7 protein-coding genes are annotated in these 11,343 nt (G+C 67.0%); 5 read left to right on the top strand and 2 right to left on the bottom strand.

Features of this window, described 5'->3' with window-relative positions; all coding sequences use genetic code 11:
- Positions 1-268 precede the first annotated feature (268 nt).
- A complete protein-coding gene (locus D456_RS0113090) occupies positions 269-2,089 on the bottom strand; it encodes a BCCT family transporter (protein WP_017576634.1) in 1,821 nt (606 codons plus the stop codon).
- A 612-nt stretch (positions 2,090-2,701) separates the two neighbouring features.
- On the opposite strand from D456_RS0113090, the gene D456_RS0113085 reads away from it, so the two are divergent.
- Positions 2,702-3,922, top strand: coding sequence for a hypothetical protein (locus D456_RS0113085; RefSeq protein ID WP_017576633.1), 1,221 nt, complete (start codon positions 2,702-2,704; stop codon positions 3,920-3,922).
- Positions 3,923-4,082: 160 nt separating this feature from the next.
- On the opposite strand, the gene D456_RS0113080 is transcribed toward D456_RS0113085, so the two are convergent.
- On the bottom strand, positions 4,083-5,510 hold the full coding sequence (locus D456_RS0113080; protein WP_017576632.1) for a hypothetical protein: 1,428 nt from the start codon (positions 5,508-5,510) through the stop codon (positions 4,083-4,085).
- An 819-nt stretch (positions 5,511-6,329) separates the two neighbouring features.
- Between D456_RS0113080 and D456_RS26600 the strand changes: the two genes are divergently transcribed.
- From D456_RS26600 to D456_RS26595, 4 genes are read left to right on the top strand one after another with little or no spacing between them, the layout of a single operon-like run.
- Positions 6,330-8,651 (top strand): type IV secretion system protein, encoded by a 2,322-nt coding sequence (locus D456_RS26600; RefSeq protein WP_239643832.1) that lies wholly within the window; start codon positions 6,330-6,332, stop codon positions 8,649-8,651.
- Between the two features lie 19 nt (positions 8,652-8,670).
- Positions 8,671-9,336, top strand: a complete 666-nt coding sequence (locus tag D456_RS0113070) for a hypothetical protein (RefSeq protein WP_017576629.1) — start codon at positions 8,671-8,673, stop codon at positions 9,334-9,336.
- Positions 9,311-10,519 carry a C40 family peptidase gene (locus D456_RS0113065; RefSeq protein ID WP_017576628.1) on the top strand — a complete coding sequence of 403 codons (1,209 nt, stop codon included), beginning with the start codon at positions 9,311-9,313 and terminating at the stop codon, positions 10,517-10,519. The genes D456_RS0113070 and D456_RS0113065 overlap by 26 nt, the downstream gene beginning before the upstream one ends.
- Positions 10,520-10,521: 2 nt before the next feature.
- Entirely contained in the window at positions 10,522-11,271 is a 750-nt protein-coding gene (locus D456_RS26595; RefSeq protein WP_152442560.1) for a hypothetical protein, read from the top strand.
- Positions 11,272-11,343 lie beyond the last annotated feature (72 nt).

Below are 11,343 nucleotides of genomic sequence, written 5' to 3'. Positions count from 1 at the left end.
TCCGCTGCCCCCTGTCCCCGCGGCCCCGCACCGGAGGTTCCGGGCGGGGCCCGCAGCTGTGGCCCGCCGGCGCGCGGCCCGCAGGAAGCAAGGGACGGGCCCGAACAGGCGCACCGCTCCTCGGAGGGCATACAACCCATGAGAAAGGGCAGGCACGAGCCCCTTCCAGCGATCACTGGACGTGTGAGTCCGTGATCACCGGGGCTCGTGCCTGCCCTTGACGCCGGTCCTCTCCGGCCGGCGCAGCAGCGCTACTGCCGGACGTTCCTCAGTCCGTGTTCTCCCCGGACTGGCCGCCGGACTCCGGCGGCTTCTTCGGCGAGGCCGGCTGCTGGACGATGCGCCTGGACGAACCGGTCCGCGCGGGCAGAGTGCCGCGACTGACGGTCACCCGCGCCTGGTCGAGGTAGGGGTCGCGCATCACGGGCGGCTCATCGATGGCTTCGGGCTCGACGACGATATCGGAGGTGTCGTGCTCGTCCTCGTCCTGACGGCGTTCGTACTCTTCCGGAGGCAGGACCTTCTTCCACGTACGCGTGCGCATCACCGGCAGTTCGCCGGCGTCCTCCCGCAGAGCGCGGTAGACCGCATACATCTGGAAGTAGCCCATCACGAAGAACGGCAGGCCGACGAGGACGACGATCTTCTCGAGCGCCCCCAGACCGCCGGTTCCGGAGAACACCAGCAGGGTGGCGGTCACCACGGCGATGGCGACGGCCCAGAAGATGCGCTGGCCCAGCGGGTTGAAGTCCTCGTGGCCGTTGGCCATCGTGTCGGTCACCAGTGCCGCGGAGTCGACCGAGGTGATGAAGAAGATCACCACCAGGATGATGGCGATCACCGAGATGATGAACGTGCCTGGGTAGTGTTCCAGGAACGAGAACAGCGCCCCGGGCACGTCCCCTTCGCCCACGACGCTCTCGACGAGTCCGCCCCCGCCGTTGAGCTCGATGTCGAAGGCGGAGAAGCCGAAGATCCCGAACCACACGATCGAGAACGCGGACGGGATGAGAAGTACGCCGGAGACGAACTGGCGGATGGTGCGGCCCTTGGAGATGCGGGCGATGAAGATACCCACGAACGGCGACCAACTGATCGTCCAGGCCCAGTAGAAGACCGTCCAGCTGCTCTGCCAACCGGTGTCGGCGAAGGTGTCGTTCCACAGCGCCAGCTCCGGCAGGGTCACCAGGTAGGTGCCCAGCGCCTCGATCGTGCCCTGGAGCACGAAGAGCGTGGAACCGGTCACCAGGATGAACACCAGCAGGGCCACGGCCAGCCAGATGTTGAAATTGGACAGGCGCTTGATGCCGCGGTCCAGACCCAGCGCGACGGAGACCATCGCGACCCCGCCGACGACGCCGATGATGATCAACTGCCACATGGCGTTTTCCGGGATCCCGAAAACGTTGTTGATCCCGCTGTTGATCTGCAGGGCGCCCAGGCCGAGGGAGACCGCGACACCGAAGACCGTTCCGACGATGGCGACGATGTCGATGAACTTACCGATGGGGCCGTGGATCTTCTCGCCGAGAAGCGGCTGGAAGATCGAGCTGACCCGCGGCGGCAGGTTCCGCTTGTGGATGAAGTAGGCGAAGCACAGTGCGGGCAGGGTGAAGATCGCCCAGGTGTGCAGGGTGAAGTGGTAGAACGTGAAGTTCATCGCATCCACCGCGGCATCCACTGTGCCTGCTTCCACGCCCAGGGCGGCGCCCCGCGGGGGATCACCGAAATGGCTGATGGGCTCGGCCACGCCCCAGAACATCAGGATGCTGCCGATACCGGCGGCGAAGAGCATGGCGAACCAGGCCGCCCTGGAGTGCTCGGGGGGCTCGTCGTCCGGGCCCAACTTCACTCGTCCGAACCGTCCGGCGGCCGCATAGATCAGGAAGACCAGGAACAGGGTGAGACCGAGGATGTAGAACCAACCCAGGTTGGTGTACAGCCAGTCCGACGCGGTGGTGACGACTGCATCCACGGGTTGGGTGAAGAGGATGGTGAGAAGCACGAACGCGATGATCACCGCGGCCGAGCCGAAGAAAATCGGCGGCGATGTACGCAGCCGTAGGAGGGCGTGCAATCGTGTCAGCATGTAATCGACTCCTCGAACCAGACGCTGACTTGCTGGGGTTGTGGTCAGGATGGCTCAGTCAGAGTACGGTTCTGTCAACGTCTTGTCTCCAACCGAATAAGACATGGCGTCTGAGCCATGGTTGCCCGTCGAAGTTCCTGATTTGTATCCCCAGGGTCTTTGCATGGTTGCGTTGTGTCCGATTTAGTGCGGAATCCTTAATGTGTGGGGACTGTTGCGGATGATGTGTGTGATACCCGCAACGCCGGAACCACATCCCGCCACCCTGCCAGCCTCACGGGCTGAGTGCGAGATCGGGTGAACATACGATCACCTGCGTCCCACCCGAACCACGAGCCGGGCGCGCCCGTCCGAGAGGGAAAAAGCCGGTGCCTGTCGGCTTTCCTCACCCCGGCGCACCCGCCGCTCCCGCTCTGCCCGGCCCCGCCGCCTCTTGTTCCGCCGCCCCGGCCCCGTGCCTTCCGGACCCCGCCCCGTCCCGCACACACCCGTCCACTTTGAGACAGAACCGCACGTGCCCGATAGTGGGCAGAGCCGTCACCCGGAGTGGGGCCGGCCCCGCCACTGCACGTCGAGAAGCAGGGGCGGCACGACGGGAGAGGAAGTCACGTCTTGGGTGCGGACCTGTTCGAGGAGAAGTTCGACGGAGCGGTGTGGGCGCTGGACCACCTGCCCGGCGACCCCTTGCCGCCGCCGGGGCCGAACCGTCCGGAGATGGACACCGACCTGTGCCACGCCCTGACCGCCCTGATCGAACACGGGCACGAGGGGCCCTTCCAGGTCCTGGGCGCCGAGAAGTGCGCCCTCATGGTCCTGCGCAGCGACTGGTCGTGGCTGCGCGGGCACGCCGCCAACCTGGGCCTGGACGAGGGTGACCCGCTCCCGCACGCCGACGATACCGAACACCCCTCGCCGTTCCCGACCGGACGCCCGCCCGCAGTGGAGACCGAGGCCGAACTCGAACGCGCCCTGACCGCCCTGGACACCCAGGGGTTCCCCGAACGCGCATTCGCACTGTGCAAGGAGTCCGGACGCCGGCTCCTGGCCGCGGTGCTCTCCGCCCGCGCCTACGACGCCCCGGCCGCGTGGGCTGCCGAGAACGCGCCGAAGAAGGTCCTGCGCGGACTGCTCTCGGAGGTGGTGCTGGCCGTCCAGCAGGTCCGACTCACCGGACGCACCCGGGAACCGAAGGTCAACTCCGGCTTCCTGCCCGACATCGGGCGGATCCGCTCCGGCCGCTGCCCCCGCGCCGTGCACGGGGACAAGGCGCTGACCCTGCCGCTGTCGGTGCGGCGTGTGGTGCGCGGGGAGCACGGGACACGCGTGGAGTCGGAGGTCGTGCTCCCCCGAGCAGAGCACTCCCGCACCTGGGAGGACACCCCGGAGAAGGAACCCCAGGCCCCGGCTGCCCCGCAGGAGGAGGCCCCGCAGCCCTCCCCGGACGGGCATGCGGACGGCCCCCCGGACGGCTCCACGGGTGGAACGATGTACGTCCCCGCGGACGGGCCCCCGTCCCGCGGCGGGGTCCCGGGCCAACTCGCGACGATCCGCTGGGAGGGTTTCTCCCACGCCTGGGACGACCTCGGGAACCGGTACCTGATGCTGTTCGAGGTGGAGAAGGGACAGCCGGGGCTGAGCTGGTTCCTGGGCACCGAGGTGATTACGCAGACCCTCTTCCCGGCGCTGGCCGAGGACGCCACACAGCTGGTGCTCACCAACCCCGGACACCTGATCTCCCGGGCCCCGACCATCGACGGCCAGGTGAGCGGACGCCCCAGCGTGCGCACGGTGCCCGACGGCAACACGGTCACCGTCGAACTCCGTCGCGGCTGACCGGCCCCCGGGAGGGGCGGCCTGGGACGGGGTGGGGGCCGTCCCCGCGTGCGTGTGCGGGAGTGGGGCCGGTACAGCTCGACGAGGGTTTCGCGCGGGGCCTCCTCGCGCGCGTGCGCGGGAGTGGGGAGGCACGCCCCGGGGCTGCGTGTGCCCGGGTTCAGTCCCCCGTGAGCACCTCCTCCGGGCCCTGGAAGTACTCCACGGTCCGGTCGGCCAACTCCACGAGATCCTCCCCCTGCGCCGGACGCACCCGCGTGGCCCACTCCGCCAGCTCCTGCGCGGTGAAGTCGTCGTGCCCGAGAGTTGCGCCCCCGCCCGGGGAGGCCCCGGGCACCCCGGTGGGGCCTTCGGCCCGAGCCCGGTCCGGCTCGCCCGTCCACGGCCCCAGGTACACCACCCGGCCGGGCTCGTACTCGTACCGCACCGATTCCGGGGCACCGAGCTGCGATGAGTCCTCCGGGGCCTCGGAACCCCCGACGCCGCCCCATTGCACGACCACAGGACCGTCGGCGCCCTCGACCTCGACGTCCTCGCAGTACGCGCCTTCCTCCTCGCACCACGCGCGCAGCACCCCATCGGGGTCCTGGGCCGTCGTTTCGTCCGCCCACGTGGCGCTACGCAGGTATCCGCCGTTCCCGTCCTGGTAGAAGACGGTGAACACGGACAGCCACTCGTCCCCGTCCGTCTCCCCGGTGCCGGGGGCCTCGGATCCGCCGTCGTCGGAGCCTTCTCCGGACCCCGCCTCGTGCGCCGCGTCGTTGATCTCGGACCGGTAGGGCTCCCAGCCCCCTGCGTCCAGTACCGCGGCCTCGTCCTCGTGCCCCAGGTTGATCCGCCGCTGCTCCTGCACCATCGACTCCGCCTGCGTATCGCCCCGTGCCCACACCACGGCACCGGCGACCAGCAGCAGCAACGCCGACACCCCGGCCGCCCAGCGCACCCGGGTCCCGCGCGAGACCAGCATCAGCAGCGCCGCCGGCGGGACCGTCAGCATCCCGGCCGTGAGCATCCCTTCGGCCGATTCGCCGAGCCCGAAGGCCAGCTGCAGGACCACACTCCCCGTGGACGCCACGAGCACGATCGCGGTGAACAGCACCATCGCCGCGACCGGCCGCGGGAAGAGCGCCGCGGTCAGCATGCGTCGGAACACCCAGAACAGGAACACCGTCAGCGCCGTTGCCACCACGAGCGTCGTGACCAACAGCCCGGGGGTCTCTTCCGTCCAGGCCAGGCCGAGGAACGGCAGGGACAGGGCCAGCACCAACGTCAACGTCACCGCGTGCACGGTCGCGCTGACGAGGGTGACGAGCCAGGCGGAGGCCGGCAACCGTCCGGACGTCCGGCTCTTGCCTTCCTCCGGAGGGCGGGACCAGGTCTGGGGGTGTGGCTCGGTGCGGGCACCGCTGTGCTCGCCGTCGGAGGCTCCCGGGGACCCGGACGGGCTGCTCCACTGCTGACCCGCCGAGCCCGTGGGCCCCGTGTCCCCGGCGCTGGTGGGGCCCGTGTTTTCCGTGGGGCCGGTGGCTCCTGCTGAGGGCTCGCGGCCTGCCTCCTGGGGATCTCGGGGTGTCTCGTCGGAGGTCATCGGGGCCTCTCGTGGTCGGGGGCGTGCGGAAGGAAGAACTCGCGCCTGACCGTACTCGGGGTAGGTGGACGTCCGATTCTACGCGGAGGGGCTGACCAGCATGGTTCCTGCTGTGGCACGTGTGGTGAGTGACCGTGCTGGGCCGGTACCAGGGGCTGTGGGAGGTATGTGCAGTGTGCGCGCCGCGGGGGAACGGCTGCCCGGTGGATCGGCCCGAAGGACCGCCGACTCGCCTCGGGCCGTGGGAACGGCGGGCGCGGGCCGCCTGAGGGCCGTCTCCGCACGCTCCGGAGCCCGCTCCGTCCCGCCCGGACCCCGTGCCGGAGATGTCCTGTTCCGAACCTCTGGCCAGGCGTTACTCCGCACCTGTAGAGGAATTTCGGTCCTGCGACAATGTGGTCTCGGGTTCCAACGGAAGGTGGCACATCGACGCACGGGAAGTCCGCTAAGCGATCGAATGTCCATCTTTGGCGAGGAAAGTGGGTGTGATGCCAGTCATACTCTCCGGGCGGTCAGCAAAATGTGGCCGCCTGTTCCACAAGAGTTCCGAGGCAGCGTCCACCCCCACTACCTGCAGAAATAGTGGCTCGCGCGGCGCAGGAGCCCTCTCGTATGTCCGGATTGCCTGCTCGAGTGCGAAACCCGTCGCGTTGCGTACATCCCCCGGCCCCCTGATGGCGCACCATGGACGATGGGGTAAAGACATGCGGGGGTCTGTGGTTCGTTCGCGGAGCTCGTTTTGCTGTGCGCTCGAACGGGACCCGGTCCCACCTGTCCTCGGACGAACCCACGGCACTACCACGACGCGGGAGCCAGTAGATGACGACGCATCAGCACGGCCCACAGCGGAGCTGGCGACGCGTGGTGATGATGCTTCTCCTCGGCGCGGGTTTCCTGCTGCTTCCGATCACCGGAGCGCAGGCGAACCCCATGTGCCCCGGAGAGCCCGCGCCCGTACCCGAGTCCGCGGGTAGCGGCGCCGACGGGCTGCTGGTGCCACCGCAGTCGCAGTCCGCCATCGAAGGCGCCCCCGACGGCCTCCCGCCCGACGCGAGCATGTACGGCCAGTACGGGACCGCCGGCACCCAGTGGCACATGATCACCGAGTCCTGCGTCGACGGGATCACCAACGGCGCACAGGCGACACTGGCGAACACGGCCTGGGACCTGTCGAAGACCATCAACCAGTCGACGATCACGGTTTACCAGGCGGCCAATTCCGACGGTCTGCTCGCGAGTTTCAACGAAATGGTCGAGAACGTCGTCGTCGCCCTGCGCGAGGGTATCTGGCGCCCGCTGATCCCGACCGTGGTCATTCTCGGCGCCGTCACCCTGGGCTGGTACGGGCTCGTACGCAAAAGGATGACGCTCACCATCGAGTCCTCGGTCTGGATGGTGCTCGCCACCGCTCTGGGGATGTGGATCCTCATCCAGCCGGCAGCCGTCATGGGGCTCGCCAGCAACCTGGTCAACTCCGGGACGCAACTGGTGACGAGCACCGTGGGGCAGGTGCCGTACGGGGGAGGGTCAGGTGCGTGCCCGCCGCGTGCAGAAGAGCCTGAGCGAGCCGACTGGGAATCGGAGTCCGACTTCCAAGTGAGGCGCAACGCCGACATGCTGTGGTCGAGTCTGGTGTGTCAGCCGTGGGTGGCTGGTCAATTCGGTAGTGGTGATGTCGCCGATCAGGCGAGTTTCGATTATGCTGAGGAACTGATATCCGCGCAGAGTGTCAGTCGGATTGAGCAACAGCAGATTGTTGATGGTGATCTCGATCCGAGTACTCTGAATGATGAAAAGCAAGAAGAATATGAAGCGATTTCAGGTGATGTTGAGTCCGTTTATCCTAGTGTCTACCCAATTTTTTCTGGTGACGACCAAGGAAGCCGACTCGGAGTGGCAACACTTGCTCTTTTCTCCTCCGTTTTTGCGGGCGGCTTGATCCTGGCAGCTTCGGTGGCGCTCATCGTTCTGAAGATCGCCTTCCTGCTTCTCTTCCTCCTGGCGCCGGTCTTTTTGCTGATCGGGATCCACCCCGGTTACGGGCGCATGGTCCTGTTGCGTTGGCTCGAGCTGATGGTCGGGTTCCTGCTCAAACAGATCTTCATCGTGCTCCTGATCGCTCTGCTGGTCATGTCTTACGGCATGGTGATGTCGAGCAACCTGGGCTGGGGCCTGCAGATGATCCTGCTGGCCCTGTTCACCCTGGCCCTGTTCATCTACCGCAAGCCGTTCGCACACCTGTTCAGCTCGGTCAACGCCAACACGTTCACCTCGCGTGTGGTCAGCGACGCCGCTCAGAGCCAGGCACTGGGACGGAGCGCCACTGCCCTTCCCCCGGTCGCCTACATGAAGGCGCAGAACTGGGGCCGTCGCCGGGCCCCTCAGATCGCTGCCGGAGCTGCCGGTACCCCCGCCTCCAACGGTGCCGAGCAGGCCGTGCCCCAGGAAGACGCGCCGGTGGCCGCCAACGAACCCACGCGGATGCGGGCGCGCGGGGGCTACGGCCGGGTCCGCGACAACGATGCCCCGCCGCCGCTCAACGTCAACCGCAGCGGCGGCGTCGGCGGTGCCGGCGGTGGCAATCGTCCGGGGCCGAACAACAGGAGTACGGACGAGGCTCCGAGCCTGAACGGTTCGCAGGGCGGTTCGATCCCGCCCCGTCCCAGCGGCGGCTACACCGGAACCGGTGACAGCGGTTGGGGAGGTGTCTTCGGGGGCGGACCTTCCGGACGCTCCGGCGGGTCCGCCGGCGGAGGCGGCAACCGTGGTGGCGGCGGTGGGTCCGCGGGCGGTGCCGCGTCGGGTGGCGGCCGAGCTGCCGCCGCCGAGCGCCCGGACCCCGCGACCGGCCGCGGCATCTTCCAGGGACGTGAGGAGACCCCGCCGCGGGGCAACGTCGGCGGACAGGGCTCGCGCTGGGGAGCTCCCCGGGAGAAGCGTGACCGTCGCGCCCCGGAACGTCGCCCCCGGCCCGCTGCTCCCGCTGCGGACCGCGGACGCCGTGACGGTGAGGGCAGCTGGTTGAGCGGCTCCGGCAAGAGCAACGACAACGCGCCGATCACCCCCTTCTGGGGCGAGAGCGGAGCCGGCGGCCCTCGGGACCGCAAGCGCGACGTCCCCTTCTGGCTGAGCGACGACTGACGGATGAAAGCCTCGACCCATGCCGAACCCACTCCCTGAACACACACAACGCAGGGTCGTTGTCGTGCTCATCGTCGTCCTGCTCGCCTTCGGCGGTTACTTCGCCTTCGGTGGGTTCGGCGGCGAGGAGGATGCCCCCGTCGAACAGGAAACCGCTCAGGGAGACCGGCAGGGCCAGGGCACCGCCGAGGCACCGGACGACTCGTCGACGGTCCCGCCGAGCCCGATGCCCACGAGCGCGGAAGAGGACGTCGACGTACTCGAGTGGTTCCCCTTCAGCGAGGACGAGCTCCGGACGGCCGGGGCGACGGCCCGGGCCTTCGGTGAGGCCCACGGGACCATCGACTACACCGATGCCCCCGAGGACTACTTCGCGGGGATGGAAGAGCTCGCCACCGACGACTACGCCGAGGTGCTCTCCGAGAGCACCCGCGCGGGTGCCTTCTGGCAGGAGGGAGCCGAGGCCGAGGCCGTGGCCGAAGGGCGGGCCGAGGTCCGGTCGGTGCGTACCTACGGCAGTGACTCGATCACCTTCGTGGTAGAGGTCCAGTCGATCACCGAGACCACCGGTTCGGAGTTCGACGAAGAACGCGGCGAGTTCGCGATCACAGTGACCCGTGCAGGACAGAGCTGGAAGGTGCACGACTTCCAGCCCGCCGATGTCGGCCAGGTCGGAGGAGAGTGACCCCCGGTTGAAAACCTTCTTCACCCCCGCCCCCGCTGATTCCGACCGTGGTGCAGCACTGACCTGGACCGGCGCGGTCGTGGTCGTCTCCCTGGTTGCCGTCACGGTCGCCGCGCTGATGGTGATCCCGGTGATCAGCAACACCTCGCAGCAACTGGGGTCCCTCGTGGGCAGCGGTGTCGTCTGCTCGGAGAACGCCGACGCGCAGCAGCCCGACTCCAGCGGCTACGCCGACGACTCCGTGCCCGAGAACTACCTGGAGATCTACCAGGAGGTCGGTGAGGACCGGGGGATCCCGTGGAACGTCCTCGCCGGCGTCGGCCAGGTCGAGTCCCACCACGGTCGTTGGGACGGGCCGGGGATCACCGAGGGACACAACGACTGGGGCGCGGCCGGGCCGATGCAGTTCGGGTCCCTGGACGGTTCGGCCGCGGGCAACAGCTGGGGAGGAGAGCCCATCCAGTCCGTCGACGAACGCCCCGAGGAGGGGTACGGGGTCGACGGTAACGACGACGGTGTCGTGAACGTCTACGACCCCGCCGACGCCATCCCCGCGGCGGCCGATTACCTGATCGCGCACGGTATCGAGGACGACGTTCGCGAGGCGATCTACGGCTACAACCACGCGTGGTGGTACGTGGACGACGTCCTCGAATGGGCCGAGCGCTACGCCGAGGGCGACTACGACACCTCGGGCTCCATGCGTACTGCGGTGGTGTGCAATCTTCAGGAGGACGGCGCGCCGATCGGCCAGGCGCCCGACGAGGTCTCCCAGGCCGTCGTCGACTGGGCCCTCGACCAGCGAGGACTTCCTTATGTCTGGGGAGGCACCGGACCTTCGGGCTATGACTGCTCCGGATTGGTGATGAAGGCGTACGAGAGCATCGGCGTCACCATTCCACGGATCTCACAGGACCAGTGGAAATTCGGCCCGGAGATCGACCAAGGTGAAGAACAACCCGGTGACCTGGTTTTCTTCGATGTTCAGCGTGCGGGGGAACCGCCGGGACCCGGGCACCTGGGGATGGTCGTGGGTGACGGGCTCATGGTGGAGGCCTGGTGCACCAACTGTGGGCCGATCGCCGTGCGAGAGTACGATGACCCCAATCGTGCGGACATCATGGGGTTCACCCGCCCGCTCGAGCACCCCGACGTGAAGTCCCAGCTGGAGGCGCAGGGTTAACCGTGACTGAGACGGACGAGAAGCCCGAGGAGAAGAAGCCGGTCAAGCAAGGGCTCCACGGGTGGAAGGCCGCTCTCGCCATGTTCGGGTGTGGGTCGCTCGCGGCTTTCGCTATTTTTGGTGTCGTTACTTCTGTCTTGGGAAGTTTCCTCTCCATGTTTTCTGATGGAGTGGAGGTTGAAAATGATGATCCCAGTATCCCGCAGGATACGGCTAATCCGCGCGAGGAATTCGATGGAGAGAAGTTTGATCTCTGTGCTATATCAGAAGACGCGCAGGGTGTGAATATTTCTTTCTCGGGTTACCCTATCCCTGAGGATTCATCGCTCAATGGTGGTCCAGCGGCTGAAGGCGATCTAGTTCGTACAGGTCAGTGTTCCGGTGATCTCGTTCCCTCTTCAGGAGGAGAGCCCTGGGGATTTGAACTTTCCTACACTGCGATCATCTACTCCCCGGAAGGGGATGAGGAAGATTTTGCTCGAGATTATTTCGCCGAATCCAGTGGTAGGATGTTCGCGTCGGGAGAGCAAGGTGTCGGTGAAACCGTTGACTTTCTTGATCGGGCTCAGGCAGGCCATGATGGCTCTGCAGAGGCAGGGTCAGAATATTCTCTTCTTGTGCTTAAGAGGAGTGCAGTCCTTGAAATTAATCTGACGTCTCCTGGTGAGCAATCTGCAGAGGCTTTCTTTGGTGAGCTAAAGCAATTGGAAAGGCGTTATGATGTGGCGCTGGAGGCTAACATTCCTGAGTGAATTTTAGGTTCAATGAGCCTTTCCGGGCAATGATTGGTGACCGTGGGTGATAATCGGTCAGGTGGTACGGCC

The organism is Nocardiopsis kunsanensis DSM 44524 (assembly GCF_000340965.1).
Classification (GTDB): domain Bacteria; phylum Actinomycetota; class Actinomycetes; order Streptosporangiales; family Streptosporangiaceae; genus Nocardiopsis; species Nocardiopsis kunsanensis.
This window is presented reverse-complemented; position numbering and strand designations above follow the sequence as displayed.

What these genes read in the sequence shown, in the direction of transcription:
- D456_RS0113090 (WP_017576634.1), bottom strand. Translation starts at nt 2,089, where the DNA reads ATGCTGACACGATTGCACGCCCTCCTACGGCTGCGTACATCGCCGCCG.
- D456_RS0113070 (WP_017576629.1), top strand. Translation starts at nt 8,671, where the DNA reads ATGCCGAACCCACTCCCTGAACACACACAACGCAGGGTCGTTGTCGTG.
- D456_RS0113080 (WP_017576632.1), bottom strand. Translation starts at nt 5,510, where the DNA reads ATGACCTCCGACGAGACACCCCGAGATCCCCAGGAGGCAGGCCGCGAG.
- D456_RS0113065 (WP_017576628.1), top strand. Translation starts at nt 9,311, where the DNA reads ATGTCGGCCAGGTCGGAGGAGAGTGACCCCCGGTTGAAAACCTTCTTC.
- D456_RS26600 (WP_239643832.1), top strand. Translation starts at nt 6,330, where the DNA reads ATGACGACGCATCAGCACGGCCCACAGCGGAGCTGGCGACGCGTGGTG.